Annotated in this window: 13 protein-coding genes; 9 read left to right on the plus strand and 4 right to left on the minus strand. The window is 61.2% G+C overall.

Annotated elements, in window-relative coordinates; genetic code table 11:
• The first annotated feature begins 17 nt into the window (after nt 1-17).
• Nucleotides 18-1,373, plus strand: a complete 1,356-nt coding sequence (accC, locus tag KI237_RS26410; protein WP_212797697.1) for an acetyl-CoA carboxylase biotin carboxylase subunit — start codon at nt 18-20, stop codon at nt 1,371-1,373.
• Between the two features lie 80 nt (nt 1,374-1,453).
• Here the strand turns inward: accC and KI237_RS26415 are convergent, their stop codons facing one another.
• A complete protein-coding gene (locus KI237_RS26415; RefSeq protein ID WP_212797698.1) occupies nt 1,454-5,422 on the minus strand; it encodes a type III effector 1 in 3,969 nt (1,322 codons plus the stop codon).
• 192 nt (nt 5,423-5,614) lie between these two features.
• Between KI237_RS26415 and prmA the strand changes: the two genes are divergently transcribed.
• The 7 genes from prmA (at nt 5,615) to KI237_RS26450 (ending at nt 15,341) form a co-directional block, all read left to right on the plus strand.
• Entirely contained in the window at nt 5,615-6,493 is an 879-nt protein-coding gene (gene prmA / locus KI237_RS26420) for a 50S ribosomal protein L11 methyltransferase (RefSeq protein ID WP_212797699.1), read from the plus strand.
• 30 nt (nt 6,494-6,523) lie between these two features.
• Nucleotides 6,524-7,750: a DUF3426 domain-containing protein gene (locus tag KI237_RS26425; protein WP_212797700.1), complete on the plus strand. Its 1,227-nt coding sequence runs from the start codon at nt 6,524-6,526 to the stop codon at nt 7,748-7,750.
• A gap of 185 nt (nt 7,751-7,935) precedes the next feature.
• Nucleotides 7,936-8,943, plus strand: coding sequence for a tRNA dihydrouridine synthase DusB (gene dusB / locus KI237_RS26430; RefSeq protein WP_212797701.1), 1,008 nt, complete (start codon nt 7,936-7,938; stop codon nt 8,941-8,943).
• Nucleotides 8,940-9,260, plus strand: a complete 321-nt coding sequence (gene fis, locus KI237_RS26435; protein ID WP_003186237.1) for a DNA-binding transcriptional regulator Fis — start codon at nt 8,940-8,942, stop codon at nt 9,258-9,260. Before dusB ends, fis begins: the two co-directional genes overlap by 4 nt.
• An 81-nt stretch (nt 9,261-9,341) precedes the next feature.
• Nucleotides 9,342-10,949 carry a bifunctional phosphoribosylaminoimidazolecarboxamide formyltransferase/IMP cyclohydrolase gene (gene purH / locus KI237_RS26440; RefSeq protein WP_212797702.1) on the plus strand — a complete coding sequence of 536 codons (1,608 nt, stop codon included), beginning with the start codon at nt 9,342-9,344 and terminating at the stop codon, nt 10,947-10,949.
• 219 nt (nt 10,950-11,168) lie between these two features.
• Entirely contained in the window at nt 11,169-12,464 is a 1,296-nt protein-coding gene (gene purD / locus KI237_RS26445; RefSeq protein ID WP_212797703.1) for a phosphoribosylamine--glycine ligase, read from the plus strand.
• 99 nt (nt 12,465-12,563) lie between these two features.
• Nucleotides 12,564-15,341: a hybrid sensor histidine kinase/response regulator gene (locus KI237_RS26450; protein WP_212797704.1), complete on the plus strand. Its 2,778-nt coding sequence runs from the start codon at nt 12,564-12,566 to the stop codon at nt 15,339-15,341.
• Nucleotides 15,342-15,378: 37 nt separating this feature from the next.
• Here KI237_RS26450 and KI237_RS26455 read toward each other — a convergent pair whose 3' ends face one another.
• The 3 genes from KI237_RS26455 to KI237_RS26465 form a co-directional block, all read right to left on the minus strand.
• Entirely contained in the window at nt 15,379-15,924 is a 546-nt protein-coding gene (locus KI237_RS26455) for a hypothetical protein (protein ID WP_249410668.1), read from the minus strand.
• 131 nt (nt 15,925-16,055) lie between these two features.
• A complete protein-coding gene (locus KI237_RS26460) occupies nt 16,056-16,757 on the minus strand; it encodes a hypothetical protein (RefSeq protein WP_212797705.1) in 702 nt (233 codons plus the stop codon).
• Nucleotides 16,758-16,820: 63 nt separating this feature from the next.
• The gene (locus KI237_RS26465; RefSeq protein WP_212797706.1) at nt 16,821-17,630 is read right to left on the minus strand and encodes a hypothetical protein; all 810 of its coding nucleotides are present in this window, start codon (nt 17,628-17,630) and stop codon (nt 16,821-16,823) included.
• A 245-nt stretch (nt 17,631-17,875) separates the two neighbouring features.
• Here KI237_RS26465 and tspR point away from each other — a divergent pair, with 245 nt between their 5' ends.
• The gene (tspR, locus tag KI237_RS26470; RefSeq protein WP_109752236.1) at nt 17,876-18,472 is read left to right on the plus strand and encodes a type III secretion system genes modulator TspR; all 597 of its coding nucleotides are present in this window, start codon (nt 17,876-17,878) and stop codon (nt 18,470-18,472) included.
• The last annotated feature ends 5 nt before the right edge of the window (nt 18,473-18,477 follow it).

An 18,477-nucleotide genomic window follows, 5' to 3' on the forward strand; every position in this document is an offset into this window, starting at 1 on the left:
ACCGCGGAGAGCCTTTGATGACTGCGAAGTTGGAAAAAGTTCTGATCGCTAACCGCGGTGAGATCGCCCTGCGGATTCTGCGTGCCTGCAAAGAGATGGGCATCAAGACCGTCGCCGTTTACTCCAAGGCCGACAAAGAACTGATGCACCTGGGCCTGGCGGACGAATCCGTCTGCATCGGTCCGGCGTCGGCTGCGCACTCCTACCTGCACATCCCGGCGATCATCGCCGCTGCCGAAGTGACCGGTGCCACCGCCATTCACCCTGGCTACGGCTTCCTGGCGGAAAACGCCGACTTCGCCGAACAGGTCGAAAACTCCGGTTTCGCCTTCATTGGCCCGAAAGCCGACACCATTCGCCTGATGGGCGACAAGGTTTCGGCCAAGCACGCCATGATCGCAGCGGGTGTACCGACCGTTCCGGGTTCCGACGGCCCGCTGCCTGAAGACGAAGAAACCGCTTTGCGCATCGGTCGCGAAGTCGGTTATCCGGTGATCATCAAGGCCGCTGGCGGCGGCGGCGGTCGCGGCATGCGCGTGGTACACAAGGAAGAAGACCTGATTTCCTCGGCGAAACTGACCCGCTCCGAAGCGGGCGCGGCGTTCGGCAACCCGATGGTCTACCTGGAAAAATTCCTGACCAACCCACGTCACGTCGAAGTCCAGGTGCTGTCCGACGGCCAGGGCCATGCGATCCATCTGGGCGACCGCGATTGCTCGCTGCAACGTCGTCACCAGAAGGTTCTCGAAGAAGCGCCGGCACCGGGCATCGACGAGCAGGCTCGCCAAGAAGTCCTGGCACGCTGCGTCAAGGCCTGCATCGACATCGGCTACCGTGGCGCCGGCACTTTCGAGTTCCTGTACGAGAACGGTCATTTCTACTTCATCGAAATGAACACCCGTGTTCAGGTGGAGCACCCGGTCTCGGAAATGGTCACGGGTATCGACATCGTCAAGGAGATGCTTAGCATCGCCGCTGGCAACAAGCTGTCGTTCACCCAGGATGACGTGGTCATCCGCGGTCACGCGCTGGAATGCCGGATCAACGCCGAAGACCCGAAAACCTTCATGCCAAGCCCAGGCACGGTCAAGCATTTCCATGCCCCGGGCGGCAATGGCGTTCGCGTCGATTCGCACCTGTACAGCGGTTATGCCGTTCCACCGAACTACGATTCGTTGATCGGCAAGCTGATCACCTACGGGGCGACCCGTGACGAAGCCATGGCGCGCATGCGCAATGCGCTGGACGAAATCGTGGTAGACGGGATCAAGACCAACATCCCGCTGCACCGCGACCTGGTCCGTGACGAAGGCTTCTGCAAAGGCGGCGTCAACATCCATTACCTGGAACACAAGCTGGGCAGCCAGCACTGACGTTTCAAGTGATGTAGAAAAGACCCCGGTCCATTGGCCGGGGTCTTTTTTTGCCTGCTTGCAGGATGCCGATCAATGGATCAGCTCAGCACGACCGTGGGGAATGCATGGGCTTCGATCTGCGCCGCAGTCGCTGGCCTGCCCTGGACAGTGCTGACGGCACCAGTGGCATTGGCGACCAGGGGATCGCTGCGCAAGCGCGTCATAAACCCGCGCGCGCGTAGCGACACCGGATCAGAGCTCTTTTTCGCACGCGCCAACACCGGTATGTAGTAGCGCTCGACCTGATTCCGAGAGGTCTTGAACACCGAGGTGACACCGCTGCGCAGGTCTAGCGACACGCCGTAGGTATTGCCGAAGCAGGAAGAATACGACCAATGATCCCAAGTGGGTCGCAGGCCCTGGCGCCTCATCACCGACCTGACCCGCCCGCCAATGTCGGCGCCCGTCAACCAGTCCCCGCCTACCAGGGAGACACGGATGTCCCGCGCCGTTCCGCCCAGGCGCTGGGTGATATCGCGAAGGCTGCGCTCGATCAGCGCGCGGATATTGTGATCGAAATGGATAACGGCCCCCGCCTTGGTGGCCGGGTTGTACAACGACGCGATCACGCACGTCTGCGCATTCAACGAGAACAGATAGTTGTCCGCCGTCGCCTCACTGAACCTCGCCACCACGGCCTCGCCCTGCAACGCACCCCTCGATACATCCGGGAAGACATGACCCGCAAACGCCTCGCGCAAATCACTCACTCGCCCAAGGACAAGCGTTTGCTCATTGCCCCCCTTCAAGCCGACTGAGTTGTGCGTCCATTGGCCATTTCCCATTCTGCGGATGGGCAGGTTGTACAGAGCGCCGGGGCGACTGGCATCCACCAGGCACAAACCGCCGAAATGAGGATCTTCCTTCACCTGGTAGTACTTGCCCCTGCTGCGTATGAAATAAGTATTGAGCGGCTGCGATGCACTGGACGGGCTGCGATAGGTCCCCTGGTAAATGCCCTCTTCGGTCACCCGCTCCAGGTTCTCGGGGGTTTTGCTGACCGCCTGTTTCGGCTTGAAGCGCATGGGCTGGATGATCGGTCCGGTTTCCTTGGCCATCAGCGGCGTCATGCGTTTCAAGCGCTGCCCGGACAATGGCATGGACTTCACGACAAGCTTCAGGCTTCTGGCCGCAGGCCCCAGTATCGAAGCGAGGGGTCCTGCTCCCAACGCGGCGAACAGTCCCCCCCAAGAGGCCATCAACCAGTGGCCCAGCGCGCTCTCCGTATCCCCCTGCCCATGCGCCTGGGCAGCTTGCTTGACACTGGCGGCAATCAAGGTTGCATCCAGCAGCAGAGCAAAGGGCGGATAAACCAGGCACACCGGCGCCGATGCAAACAGCAACCCCTTGATAACCTGCTGCCTGATCACTTCGGCACGGCTCTGGGTGACGTCTTCCACATCGGTGACAGCCCGCTCGATGTAAGCATCGAACTCTGCCTGGATATCGCTCACTCGATTGAACTCGCGCAACGTATCGACGCCGATGTTCGCCGCCGCCAGAGCCATCAGTGAACGCCTGACTGCCGTACGGGCACCGAGGCCGACCCGCTCCAGCACGTAGTCATGCAGGCGCGCGGCGACCTTTCCGGGAAAGTCCTGGTAGCGGCGAAACGCGACACCGTCCGGAGCGTCAGGCGTGTACAACCAGGACGAGCCCTTCGGATCGAAGTAGGTGAAGACGTAGACGCCCAGCACGATATGACCGCCAACGGAAAACCTGACCACCCCTTCACGCTGCACGACAGCCCCCGAATACACCGGACCGACCACCGGCATCGCTTCACTCAGGAGGGTGACTTGTCGAGTGAGCCACCAGAACTCAGTCGCGCTCAACTGGAACTGGCCCATTGCGACACGCAGGTCACGGTCCATCCGGGTCAGCAACAGGTTACGGTAGGCATTGCGACGCAGGGTGTATTCAGTGGCATGGGCGTCGAGGAACCGGGCACGGATCTGCCGCGCATACTGCTCACCCACGTAGGCCCGCCGAAGATAGGACGCCAACTCCGCACTGCGGACCTGCCCCAGGTCCTGCCCCATCGACGAGCGCACGCCTTTTCGCGGATTGTCGATGCCCCAGTTGTCGTCATAGCCGTAGATGGCCAGCTCCAGCAGGCTGGCGACTTTCGTCTTGCCATCGGCCAACCCCGGGCTGTAGTCGATCAGCACCGTTGCAGGATCGACGCCCCCCTGCACACCTTTGCTGCGCATATAAGGGGCAATGGCTTGCGTGACGATACGCTTGGCGAAATCCACGAAAACTTCGTAGCCCTCCATCTGCTGGCTGAACACCTCCTGGTGAACCAGAAGCTCCTGGCTCAGGCTGCTGATGTTTCGCCGGGATTCAAGCGGCAAGGCGGCGTACCAGCGAGGCGACTCATCCGCCTCCACCTGTGCCAGGTTGTTGTTCAGGCCCATCGCAACGAGGTCTTCCAGGCAAGCCCTGAAACCGCTCACCGCCCCCCGGGGATCCTTGCTCGAATCCCAGGTCATCGGCTTGTCCACCACGCTGGCAAAGTACTCCCGTGCCCCGCTCCGCTCGACTGGAGAAATACGCTGCAGCAAGTACGCGCGACCGGCTTCGCTACGGGTCCATGTGCCCATTTCCACGCTGACGGCCCATAACGAAGGCAACTCGATCCACTCCTGACCATCCGGCTTGTCGGGGGCATACAGCAGCAGGTCGCCTTGCAGGTCCTGACGATAGAACAGGAGAAAATCGGCGCAACGCAGAGCATTCGCAAGCACCACGCAACTGACCCGCCAGGCGCTAGTGGCTTGCGCCGGGACCTCGCTCTCCCACAAGGCTTTGACCGCCTCATGGTTCGCCTGCTTCAGGTGACCCGCACAGCGAGCAACGAATGCGCTTTGCTGCAGCCGGGCCGTGAACCAATCGAGCAGGGCGTCTTTCAGATCCCCCCGAGCATACGGTTCGTGCAGCGCTCGCCAGTACCCCGCCGGGGCATCGACGTCCGCCAGCAATTGGCTCATGAATGCGGGTGTAAGCGGCTGGTTGCGCAGCATGGCGCCGTTTTCCACCAAGAACACCGAAACGGCATCCGGCCTGACCGGGCCGGCTGCCAGCAACTCACTCAGGCTATGGGTGCGCACCGGCTGGCCCATTACACTTCGCCACTGCAATTGCACCCGAATGCTGTCAGGTTCGACCTCCATGTCCAACTCATGCCTGACATAGTCCTGGGCCAACTGCCGGGCGAACGCCCGCAATGACCCCAGGCCCTCGAGCAACCTGTCTACCAGCACCTGCGCCTGGGTGGTTCGGTCCTGGAAAAGCTCGAGTTGCCTACGGTCAGCTTCGCCCAGCCCCCGCAACCAGTCAGGCAGTTGCGAACGGGCGAGCGCTTGCAAACTCTGACGCTGCGATGCGCTCGCCAATGCGACCAGCTCGCTCATCCGACGCCAGCCCTCCTGAAGCTCTTCAAGCTGGCCCCGTAGCGCATCAACGTCCAGACCTGCCAATCGGTCCGGCTGGAAAATCATGACGACGTCGGCCATGTGATCTTCGAGCCGTTGCTTGATCAACTCCATCAAAGAGGCTTCGCCCTCGACCATTCGCCAATGCCGTCGCAGATAGGCCCGATAATGGCTGACAAGGCCCGAAGCGATGCTTTCCACCACCTGGGCGATGACTTCCTGGCGCTCGACCGCCATCCCCCGATCAGCCGCGTCGGGCCAACGGTAGGGCGCGTCCCGCTCTTCGTCGGGCATGACAGGCTGCTGGTCGATCAAGCGTTGCAACACCGTATCGAGCAGGGTGCCGATGAAGTGCGGATCGATGTTGCCTTGGTAATAATGGGTGCGCAGTTCGACCAGCAGATACTCCTCCAGCACCTCCAGCACGCTCATCTGGGCTTGCAGTCGAGGGTCGATGACTGCCTGCCAGCGCGTCAGTTTTTCCAGGACGGCTTGTACCGTTGCCGCCTGCGGGGAAGATATCGACTCCCTGCCGCTCACGTTTCTTTGCCGCTCGGCCGTGTTGTCCATCACATTCCTCCCTGTTGTGTGGACCCGCACCTTATCCGCCCGCCAGCCTCCCCATGTCATACATATATATATCGAAACACCAACCTGGACGGCGCATGACTCGCTTATCCACTTTGACGGCGACCTGGCGTACACTGCGCGCCTTTGCAGCCCCGCGCTGCCCCCCTGTAGATTTTTCCAAAGGTGCCCGCCATGCCTTGGCTGCAAGTACGTCTGGCCATCAGCCCGGAACAAGCCGAAACCTACGAAGACGCGTTTCTTGAAGTAGGCGCTGTGTCGGTAACCTTCATGGACGCCGAAGACCAGCCGATCTTCGAGCCGGAGCTCAATACCACCCCGCTGTGGTCCCACACCCACCTGCTGGCCCTGTTCGAAGGCGGCACCGAGGCGGCCAGTGTGCTGGCCCATCTCGAACTGCTGACCGGCAGCCCGCTGCCCGAGCATCACAGCGAAGTGATCGAGGACCAGGACTGGGAACGCAGCTGGATGGACAACTTCCAGCCGATGCGTTTCGGCCAGCGCTTGTGGATCGTCCCAAGCTGGCACGCCGCGCCAGAGCCGGATGCGGTCAACCTGCTGCTGGACCCGGGCCTGGCGTTCGGCACCGGCACCCACCCGACCACCGCACTGTGCCTGGAATGGCTCGACGGCCAGGACCTCAAGGGCTGCAACGTACTCGATTTCGGCTGCGGCTCGGGGATCCTGGCGATTGCCGCGCTCCTGCTGGGCGCCCGGGAAGCGGTCGGCACCGACATCGACGTCCAGGCCCTGGAAGCCTCCCGCGACAACGCCGGGCGCAACAACATCGCCGAAGGCCTGTTCCCGCTGTACTTGCCGCAGGACTTGCCACAGGTCCAGGCCGACGTATTGGTGGCCAACATCCTGGCCGGCCCGCTGGTGTCCCTGGCGCCGCAACTGTCGAGCCTGGTCAAGCCGGGCGGACGCCTGGCGCTGTCGGGCATCCTCGCCGAACAGGGCGAAGAAGTCGCCGCCGCTTATGCCGCGGACTTTGACCTGGACCCGATCGCCAATCGCGATGGCTGGGTGCGCATCACCGGACGTCGGCGCTAGAATGAGCGCCTGTATCCACCGGATTGCCGCATGACTGACAGCTTCGTCACCCAGTGCCCGCATTGCCATACCCGTTTTCGCGTCAGCCATGCTCAATTGAGCGTGGCCCGCGGGGTGGTTCGTTGCGGCTCGTGCCTGCAAGTGTTCAATGCCGCGCGACAGTTGCTGGAACAACGCACTGCCAAGCAAGCGGCGCCTGTCGTCGCGCCGACCTCCACGCCTGCTGTCGAAGCCCCGCCCCGGGCGATCAGCCAGAAACAGTGGAGCGCCGCCGAGCTGGATCTGGATGACCTGGACAAGGAGCTGGCACGCCTGGAACGCCGCGACAATCGCGCGCCAGGAAATACCGGCCGGCGCCGGGAAGACAACCTGAGCGCGCAACGCGACTCGCTCTCCAGCGAACAGCAAGCCTGGCCCGACAGCCTGTACAGCGAATCTTCCAGCGAGCGTGCCGAAGCCGTCCTCCAGGACCCCATCGAACCGTTCGAACCCCACGAACCGGCCAGACCGCCGCGCACCGAGCCATCCCTGTCCCTGGCCCTTGAACCCCTGGAGCCGGACGACGAGCCTGTCGCCACGCTCCATCTGGCGCCGGACGACGAGCCCGACGAACACCTCGAGCGCCTGTCTGCCACCGACGACCACGACGACGAACCCGAGCAACTGGCGCCATTGCGCAAGTCACGGGAACGCCAGGAGCCGGGGATACGCGCCGAAGCCCTCCACGACCTGGACGATGACCCGCTGCAACTGGACTGGCGCAAACGCCGCTCGCCCTGGGGCCGACGCTTGTTGTGGATGTTGCTGATATTGCTCGCCGCCGCAGCCCTGGGCGGCCAGTACATCGCCTACCATTTCGAAGAACTGGCCCGCCAGGACCAGTACCGGCCATGGTTCCTGCAAATCTGTCCGACCATCGGCTGCGAAGTACCGTCCAAGGTCGACATCGCCAAGATCAAGAGCAGCAACCTGGTGGTGCGCAGCCATCCGGAGTTCAGCGGTGCCCTGGTGGTGGACGCGATCATCTACAACCGTGCGCCCTTCTCCCAACCCTTCCCGTTGCTGGAACTGCGTTTTGCCGACCTCAACGGGCACCTGATCGCCAGCCGTCGCTTCAAGCCCGGCGAGTACCTGGGTGGCGACCTCGAGGACCGCGGCGAAATGCCGCCCCAGACACCCATTCACATCGCGCTGGACATCCTGGACCCTGGCGCCAAAGCGGTGAACTACAGTCTGAGCTTCCACTCCCCCGAATAAAGCCGGCCAGGGTCGGCCAATTGACGGCAGCTTTCTGACTGACCCCACCCAGACCAAACCGCTGGCGATAACAAAATAGCTGTTCAGATTTTATCCAATTCGATCTTTATCCAGTCATCGAGAGCGGGTATCATGCCAACCCTTTTTCGAAGTCTCATGATCCGGCCCCACTTCAGGGAAGTCCTATGTCGGCGGTACGCATCGGCCCATATACATTGCAGAACGGCCTGATTCTCGCCCCTATGGCGGGGGTCACCGACCAGCCCTTTCGTCAGCTGTGCAAGCGACTGGGTGCTGGATTGGTAGTTTCGGAAATGGTCACCAGCGACATGAGTTTGTGGAACACCCGCAAATCGCGTCTGCGCATGATCCACGAAGGTGATCCCGAGCCCCGCTCGGTACAGATCGCCGGTGGCGACGCACAGATGCTGGCGCAAGCGGCCCGGGCGAACGTCGAGCTGGGGGCGCAGATCATCGACATCAACATGGGTTGCCCAGCGAAAAAGGTCTGCAACAAGGCCGCAGGCTCGGCACTGTTGAAAGATGAAGCACTGGTCACCGAGATCCTGCAGGCGGTCGTCGCCGCAGTCGATGTGCCGGTGACCCTGAAGATCCGCACCGGTTGGGACCGGGAGAACAAGAACGGGCTGGTGGTGGCGAAGATCGCCGAGCAGGCGGGCATCACGGCGTTGGCGGTCCATGGCCGCACCCGTGCCGACCTGTACACCGGCGAGGCCGAGTACGACACCATCGCCGCGATCAAGCAGGCGGTGTCGATTCCGGTGTTTGCCAATGGCGACATCGACTCGCCCGAGAAGGCCCGGTACGTGCTGGACGCGACCGGTGCCGATGGCCTGTTGATCGGCCGGGCCGCCCAGGGGCGGCCATGGATTTTTCGTGAGATCGAACACTTCCTGCGCACGGGTGAAAAGCTCGCGGCGCCGCAATTGTCCGAGGTGGAACGTATTCTGCTAGAGCATCTGGCCGCGCTGCATGCCTTCTATGGAGAAGTCATGGGTGTACGCATTGCACGCAAGCATGTGGGCTGGTATCTCGCAACCCTGCCGGGCGCCAGGGAGTTTCGCGCCTGCTTCAATCGTTTGGATGGTACGCAAGCACAATGCGCCGACGTTCAGGCTTTCTTCGCTGAACGTTACAAGAGCCTGACAGGGGACGAAGGGGTGGCCGCATGACGATGATGACCGAGACTTTAGTGAGTGGAACAACACCCGTGAGCGACAACGTGAATTTGAAACAGCACCTCAATACGCCCAGCGAAGAAGGCCAGACCCTTCGCGGGAGTGTCGAGAAGGCGCTGCACAATTATTTCGCCCACCTTGAGGGCGCTGCCGTCACGGATGTGTACAACCTGGTGCTTTCCGAAGTCGAGGCGCCTCTGCTCGAAAGCGTGATGAACTACGTCAAGGGCAACCAGACCAAGGCCAGTGAGCTGCTGGGCCTGAACCGTGGCACCCTGCGCAAGAAACTCAAGCAGTACGATCTGCTGTAAGCATTCAATCAAACCAGAAAGGCGCCCGCTAAAAACGGTCGCCTTTTTTGCTGACTTCCCTTGCTTTTGATGGAAATTGAAATGACCGACCAGACCACCCGCCTGCCGATCCGCCGCGCCTTGATCAGCGTCTCCGACAAGACCGGGATCCTCGAATTCGCCCGCGAGCTGCAACAGCTGGGCGTCGAGATTCTTTCCACCGGCGGGACCTTCAAGCTGCTGCAGGACAACGGCGTTGCCGCAGTGGAGGTCGCGGACTACACCGGTTTTGCGGAAATGATGGACGGTCGGGTCAAGACCCTGCACCCGAAAATCCACGGCGGGATCCTGGGCCGTCGCGGCATCGACGATGCCATCATGAACGAACACGGCATCAAGCCGATCGACCTGGTAGCGGTCAACCTCTACCCGTTCGAAGCCACCATCAACAAGCCCGGCTGTGACCTGCCGACCGCCATCGAGAACATCGATATCGGCGGCCCGACCATGGTCCGCTCGGCGGCCAAGAACCACAAGGACGTGGCCATCGTGGTCAATGCCAGCGACTACGCCGGCGTCCTGGAAAACCTCAAGGCCGGTGGCCTGACCTACGCCCAGCGTTTCGACCTGATGCTCAAGGCCTTCGAACACACCGCAGCCTATGACGGCATGATCGCCAACTACATGGGCACCGTGAACCAGGCGGCCGACACGCTGTCGACCGAAGGCCGCAGCGAATTCCCGCGCACCTTCAACACCCAGTTCGTCAAGGCCCAGGAAATGCGCTACGGCGAGAACCCGCACCAGAGCGCGGCGTTCTACGTGGAAGCCAAGCCGGCCGAAGTCGGCATCGCCACTGCCACCCAGCTGCAAGGCAAGGAACTGTCGTTCAACAACGTGGCCGACACCGACGCCGCGCTGGAATGCGTGAAGAGCTTCGTCAAGCCAGCCTGCGTGATCGTCAAGCACGCCAACCCGTGCGGCGTGGCGGTAAGCCCGGACGCCGAGGGCGGCATCCGCCAGGCCTACGAACTGGCCTACGCCACCGACACCGAGTCGGCTTTCGGCGGCATCATCGCCTTCAACCGTGAGCTGGACGCCGAGACCGCCAAGGCCATCGTCGAGCGTCAGTTCGTCGAAGTGATCATCGCCCCTTCGGTCACTGAAGAAGCCCGCGCCATCGTTGCCGCCAAGGCCAACGTCCGCCTGCTGGCCTGCGGCCAATGGTCGGCCGACCGTGCGCCGGCCTGGGACTACAAGCGTGTCAACGGTGGCCTGCTGGTCCAGAGCCGCGACATCGGCATGATCGGCAGCGAAGACCTGAAAGTGGTGACCCAGCGCGCCCCGAGCGAGCAGGAAATCAACGACCTGATCTTCGCCTGGAAAGTCGCCAAGTACGTCAAGTCCAACGCCATCGTCTACGCCAAGAACCGCCAGACCATCGGCGTCGGCGCCGGCCAGATGAGCCGCGTGAACTCGGCCCGCATCGCCGCGATCAAGGCTGAACACGCCGGTTTGCAGGTACAGGGCGCGGTCATGGCTTCCGACGCGTTCTTCCCGTTCCGCGACGGTATCGACAACGCGGCCAAGGTCGGTATCACCGCGGTGATCCAGCCGGGTGGTTCGATGCGTGACAGCGAAGTGATCGCCGCTGCTGATGAAGCCGGCATCGCCATGGTCTTTACTGGCATGCGCCATTTCCGTCACTAACATCGATCAAATGTGGGAGCTGGATGTGTGTGGGAGCAAGGCCCTGTGGGAGCAAGGCTTGCCCGCGATGCAGGCAACTCGGTCCATCAGGCAAACCGAGGTGATGCTATCGCGGGCAAGCCTTGCTCCCACACAGCCTTGCTCCCACACCCGCTCGCTCCCACAGAAAAGCACCCCCTGTGGTGCTCAACAGAATTAGCGTCATCCGAGGTTTTTGAAATGAATGTTTTGATCATTGGCAGCGGTGGCCGTGAACACGCCCTGGCCTGGAAAGTGGCTCAGGATCCGCGTGTGCAGAAAGTTTTCGTGGCACCGGGCAATGCCGGCACTGCCATCGAAGCCAAGTGCGAAAACGTCGCCATCGACGTGCTGGCCCTGGAACAACTGGCTGATTTCGCCGAGAAGAACGTCTCGCTGACCATCGTCGGCCCGGAAGTGCCGCTGGTCGCCGGCGTGGTCGATCTGTTCCGCGCCCGTGGCCTGGACTGCTTCGGCCCGACTGCCGGTGCCGCGCAGCTGGAAGGCTCGAAAGCGTTCACCAAGGATTTCCTGGCGCGTCACAAGATCCCGACCGCCGACTACCAGAACTTCACCGAAATCGAACCGGCCCTGGCGTACCTGCGCGAGAAAGGCGCACCGATCGTGATCAAGGCCGACGGCCTCGCGGCCGGTAAAGGCGTGATCGTCGCCATGACCCTGGTCGAAGCCGAAGACGCCGTGCGCGACATGCTGGCAGGCAATGCCTTCGGCGACGCCGGCTCCCGGGTGGTGATCGAAGAGTTCCTCGACGGCGAGGAAGCCAGCTTCATCGTCATGGTCGATGGCAAGAACGTCCTGCCAATGGCCACCAGCCAGGACCACAAGCGTGTCGGCGACGGCGACAGCGGCCCGAACACCGGTGGCATGGGTGCCTATTCCCCGGCCCCGGTGGTGACCGCCCAAGTGCACCAGCGCGTCATGGACCAGGTGATCTGGCCGACCGTGCGCGGCATGGCCGAGGAAGGCAACGTCTACACCGGTTTCCTCTATGCTGGCCTGATGATCGACAAGGCTGGTAACCCAAAAGTCATCGAATTCAACTGCCGTTTCGGCGATCCTGAGACCCAACCGGTGATGCTGCGCCTGCAATCGAGCCTGGTGCTGCTGGTCGAGGCCGCACTGGCCCAGGCACTGGACAAGGTCGAAGCCCAGTGGGACCCGCGCCCAAGCGTCGGTGTCGTATTGGCGGCTGGCGGTTACCCGGGCGACTACGCCAAAGGTAGCGCAATCCAGGGCCTGGACGCCGCGGCCCGCCTGGAAGGCAAGGTCTTCCATGCAGGCACCGCGTTGAAGGATGGGCAAGTGGTCACCGCCGGCGGTCGTGTGCTTTGCGCCACCGCCATGGGCGCCAGTGTCGACGAAGCTCAGCAGCAGGCCTACAAGCTTGCCGCCGAGATCGACTGGGAAGGTTGCTTCTACCGCAAGGACATTGGCTATCGCGCCATTGCCCGCGAGCGTGGCGAAAATCTGGAGTAACCCAGCCATTCAGCCAGGCAAGGGTCTGCGGCCCTTGCCTGACTGTTCCGGCGCCGCGCATAGTTATAATCTGGCATCAACCTACGAAGGGATTTCGCCGTGCGCTGGCTCAGGATTGCCATAGGCCTTACCGTCACCTTGCTGACGTTGCTCTGCATGCTCCCGGCCCAGGCCGCGCCAGGCAGTGGCTGGGCAGTATTGCTCGACGAACAGGGCGACCTGACGCTGAGCGACATCCGTTCAGCCCGCTACACCAATCAATTCAGCCCCATCGACCTGGACCGCCTCAAGGCCGCCGAGCCCGACGGGGCATTGTGGTTGCGCTTCCGCCTGGCCCCCGACCGGCATGAACAGATCCTGCGCATCTTCGCGCCCGACCTGTCACGCCTGAACCTCTACGTGCTGGACGGCGATGTTCTGGTTGACCAGCAAATCAGCGGCAATGCCATGCCGCACACCGAACCTGTGGTACCCAGCAGCGATTTCATGCTGCCCCTGCCACGCAGCGACAAATCGCTGGACGTCTACCTGCGACTGTCCTCGCGCCATGAACTGCGCCCCTACATCACCTTGCAATCGGCAGTGGTGGCCGCGGCCGATCAGAACCAGACACTGATCTATGGGTTGCTGTTCGGCTGCATCACCATGCTGGTCCTGCACAACCTCACCCGCTATGCCTACACCCGCTCACGCAGTTGCCTGTGGCTGGCCGCCTGTGAAGGACTGCTGATGCTCAGCCTGGCGCTGTTGCTGAATTTGGGCGGCCCTTGGCTACCCGACTGGCCAGCCGTCCAGACGCCCGGGGCCTACCTGGCCTTGCTGCTGACGGCGCCCTGCGGCCTGATGTTCGCCTACCGTTTCTTCGCGCCCCTGGGGCCGCACCCGTTGAATCGGCTGCTGCTGGGGGACATCGTGCTCGTCATGCTGTGCAGCCTGCTGCTGTTGTTCGTCAACACGCTGCCGCTCAATATCATGACCTACGCCCTCGTGGCCCTGGCCGGCCTGAGTATGCTGCTCGTCAGCGCCTGGCACTGGCAAAAGGGCTACCGCCCGGCCCGGCTGTTCGTCGCGGCCATGGTGGTCTTCAACCTGGGCACGCTGATCATCCTTCCGGCACTGCAAGGGCTCACGGAGGTTCCTCCCCAAGGCTTGATCATCACCCTGCTGATCTTCATCTGCATCAGCGGCCTGTTGATGAGTGTCGCCTTGGGCGAGCGCCAGCGCTCGATCAACGAAAGCCGGTTCAGCATCAGCCGCGACCTGGCGGCGAGCAATGCCGAGATCAATGCCAAGGCCGAGTTCCTGGCCAAGATCAGCCACGAGATCCGAACTCCGATGAACGGCGTGCTGGGCATGACCGAGCTGCTGCTGGGTACGCCGTTGTCGGTCAAGCAACGCGATTACGTGCAGACGATCCACAGCGCCGGCAATGAACTGCTGACCCTGATCAACGAGATCCTCGACATCTCCCGGCTCGAATCCGGGCAGATCGAACTGGACGATGTGCAGTTCGACCTCAATGCACTGATCGAGGATTGCCTGAGTATCTTCCGTGCCAAGGCCGAACAGCAGAATGTCGAGCTGATCAGTTTCATCCAGCCCCAGGTGCCGCGAGTGATCAGTGGCGACCCGACGCGACTGCGCCAGGCGCTGCTGAGCCTGCTGGAAAACGCCCTGAAAAAGACCGACGAGGGCGAAGTGCTGATCGTCGTCGCCCTCGACGAGCGCAGTAATCAGCCGCGCCTGCGCATCGCCGTGCAGGACAGCGGGACGCCGATGGACGCTGAAGAGCGCGACACCCTGATGCATGCCGAGCTGCACAGCAAGAATTTCCTCTCGGCCACGCGCCTGGGGGGCAACCTGGGCCTGGTCATCGCCCGCCAGCTGATCGTCCTGATGCACGGAGAGTTCGGTATCAAAAGCGGCAGCAACCAGGGCAGTACCTTGTGGCTGACCTTGCCGCTGGATCCGGATCGTCTCGAACACCCGACTTCCGACCTCGATGGCCCGCTGCAAGGGGCACGGGTGTTGATCGTCGACGACAACGACACCTGCCGCAAAGTGCTGGTGCAGCAGTGCAGCGCCTGGGGCCTGAACGTCAGCGCGGTGCCCTCGGGCAAGGAAGCCCTGGCGCTGCTGCGCACCAAGGCGCACCTGCGCGATTATTTCGACGTGGTGCTGCTGGACCAGAACATGCCGGGCATGACCGGTATGCAACTGGCCGCCAAGATCAAGGAAGACCCGAGCCTGAACCACGACATCCTGTTGATCATGCTCACCGGTATCAGCAATGCGCCGAGCAAGATCGTGGCGCGCAACAGCGGGGTCAAGCGCATCCTCGCCAAACCGGTGGCCGGTTATACCCTCAAGACTACCCTGGCGGACGAGCTGAACCAGCGCAACAGGGGTCAGGCGACGAATGTGCAGGTTAACGCCGGCCCGCCCGTGCCAGTGAAGGTGCCGAGCGATTTCCGCATTCTGGTGGCCGAGGACAACAGCATTTCCACCAAGGTCATTCGCGGCATGCTCGGCAAGCTCAACCTGCAACCCGACACCGCCAGCAACGGCGAAGAAGCCCTCAAGGCCATGAAGGAACAGCGCTACGACCTGGTCCTGATGGACTGTGAAATGCCGATCCTTGACGGATTTTCCGCCACCCAGCAACTGCGCGCCTGGGAAATGGGCAACCAGCGGACCCGCACCCCCGTGGTGGCACTCACCGCACACATCCTGGCCGAGCATAAAGAGCGAGCACGCCAGGCCGGGATGGACGGGCACATGGCCAAGCCAGTGGAGCTGTCGCAGTTGCGTGAGCTGATCGAGCACTGGGTGGCCCAGCGTGATCAGCAGAACAGGTCTGCGGCGCACACATCCTAAGCGGTGACTGGACGGGCAACGGGCGCTGCCGTTCCGTTCAAAGTTCCAACGCATGCAGATGGCGGACTGTCTCGCTCATCACCGCGGCCGCGACTTTTTCTCTGAACGCTGCGTAGTGCAGCGTGCTGAATGTTACGACCGCCATTTCTTCCAGGCTGTTTTCCACCACCTCCTCTATCGGCCAGAACAGAAATCCCGAGACCGTTCTGCGGGTGCGGAACTGTTTATGGTAGAGGCCTATTTCTATTCTCCCGGCAGACTTGGCCGTGCAAGGGATCACTTGGAAGAATCCCATATCACGCAGCAGGCTAGTTCTCTCGAATACCTCAAGCGCATCGGGACTCTGCCTCAGGGTTCCTAACGCCTGGCGTGCCTGCCGGGAAAAACGTTGATCAAATGACCGGGATACTTGCCGCAAAACGCTGTCGGCCATTAACCCCTGCCCAGCCTGTCCGGCACTGACAGGGCGCGCCGAATCCCAGCCCAGATACCTGAGTTTATTCCTGTAGTAGTCAAACCAATTGCCGACCAAACCGTCCTTGTAGGCCGAACGTGTTGCCAGTTGCGCGTACAGGTTGCTCAAGTAGATATCTTCTCGATCCTGGAGGGACAGGCCCTCATCGAATGACACGATACTCCCGCCCACCACGGCAGCGCCCGGTGTGCCACTGCGGCGAAGTACCTGCCCATTGACCGGTTGCCTCCCCATGTCATTCATAAAGACACAGCCCCCGTCACCTCTTGCTCGACCGCGTCGGAAATATCAAAGATGTTCTGGGTAGCCCTATCCCCCAGTTTCTTGATAATGGCATCGCGAACGGGCGCATAGAGTGCATCAGACAAACTCGCCTGGAAGCACCGCAATTGAATTGTGCCCGGTACAGGATCGGTGGAAAAAAGCGGCCCAAGAGGATTGCCCGTAATGTGCCCGGCCTCAAACTCCACGCAGACACTGTTCAGCACAGGCCCGCGCTGGGCCAGGATGACTTGCAGCCTGACCCTGCACGGCTCCGGGGACCTAGGGCCTTGAACCCGCTCGCGCAATCGTTCAATGGCCGGCAAGCTGCAGGGTAATTGAGCGACACGATTCAACAGGCGCGTGAATTCAGTCACTTTAGTTTGATCAACATACGCCGCCATTCGCTTTTCCACCCAAGACATCATGGCGTATTTCGATGGGGTATCGAGCGTAAAGTTGTCCCACATTACTGCTTTTTGCAACCAACCATTCTGCAATACTTCCCGGTATGCCCCATACCATTCACCCGACGACGCAAGAGCCGGATATTTCTTGTCGGCTACCAGTTGCGCAAACAATACCGAATTCATTACATCGCACTTCTCCTGCTCCAGCATATCCGCTGACAACAAGACAACCGCCCCGGCATTGATAAAAACCGAACAATGATCACTCATTATAATTACCTGATTCGCTAATGGATGGCGACCACTGTGTAGTCGCCAAGGGATCACCCGAGATTAAATCTCATACTCTTCGATCTTTTTCTGCGCACGATCACCCAGCCTTGCAATGATCGTGGCTCGGGTACGGTTAATAATTGCCGGCACCATGGTCATGTGACACTCGCCGCGATACAGATCGACCGAACTGCTGTCCCAGTCCACGAACAGAATCCGGGTCTGATTCGTCCGGTTGATGAAACGCACGGCGCCCAAGGCCAGCATCACTTCACCCTGTGGGGTTTCATGACAGGTCGCCACACCAAAGCCACCCGCACCGGACTCCCTGATATTTTGATCAAACAGCTGAAGTGGCTTGCCACTGCTTTGCAGCGCAGCAATGGCATCACCGGCCACTTTAAGCATGAGCAGCGAGGTGGGGCCGGGAACTGCGGCGGCGGCCACGGCCGAACCCAGGACTCTCAACACCAGTTGATCCATCTTGAAGCTCTTGCCAGAGGCCGCAACCGAGTCGTAGTAACGTTGCAGGATAGTCCAGCCGCAATCCTGCATGACTTGAAGGAACAGTTGATACCATTCCTTGCCTTGTTCATCCCGCGGGTATTGCCTGTTAGCCACCAGCGACGCAAACAGATAGGAATGCTGGATATCCACCTGATTTTGCTCAGTCATGCCCGAGACAAATGCCAGGATACTTTCCCCGACAATCGAAGCACGGTCCGGTTTTTCCACGGCCGCTTTATATCCGACAGAATTGATTGCGACAGTGCGCGAAGAAACAAGCACGTTTTCCGGCATCACGTCATAAGTAGTCAGCCGATCAAGACGATCAGCCAGCGTTAAAACCGAATCAAACTTGACACTCATAGAATATATCCTTTATTCAATTAGAGCCCTCCATGGGCCCGAGGGAATAAAATGAGCCAACGCACCTCAGGCAACAAGTTCAAAACTGTAACCACACATAATGCCCGCCACATTAAAAACTCAACGACAGTTCGCAATAAGGCGAAGCTTTTCGGCATTTGAAAACTTCATGTTCACCGCGAGCCGACAGACACCTCGGCGCCTGATAAACTCCACGGCAATTTCATTCGTCGTGAGCTTCGACCATGCTCCATGTGCTGTTCAGCGTTTACCTGAAGATGCTGGTGCTCTACAGCCCTTTCTTCGTGTTGTCGTGTTTTATCGGCCTGACTCGCGGTTATTCACGCAAGGAACAACGCCGCCTGGCCTGGAAGGTCGCGACCGCGACGCTGGTGTCCAGCGTCTTGCTGTACCTGTTCGGACGGGTGATTTTCAGCGTGTTCGGCATCACCGTGGACGCGTTCCGTATTGGCGCTGGCAGCGTGCTGTTCATTTCGGCACTGGGCATGGCCCAAGGCAAGTCGGCCGTCCAGACTGACAGCGTTCAGCAGGACGTGACCATTGTCCCGCTGACCATTCCGTTGACCGTCGGCCCCGGCACCATCGGCGCCCTGCTGGTGATGGGCGTGAGTCAACCGCACTGGGACGACAAACTCATGGCGATCATCAGCATCGCCCTGGCCAGCTTCACCGTGGGCGTGGTGCTGTACCTGTCCAGCCGCATCGAGCGGATTCTGGGCGACCAGGGCCTGCAGATCGTCAGCCGCCTGATGGGACTGTTTGTCTGTGCGCTGGCCGCGCAGATCATCTTTACCGGGGTCAAAGGCTATCTGGTGCCGTAGCAAGG

The sequence above is a fragment of the Pseudomonas sp. St316 genome (assembly GCF_018325905.1).
In the GTDB taxonomy this organism is placed as follows: domain Bacteria; phylum Pseudomonadota; class Gammaproteobacteria; order Pseudomonadales; family Pseudomonadaceae; genus Aquipseudomonas.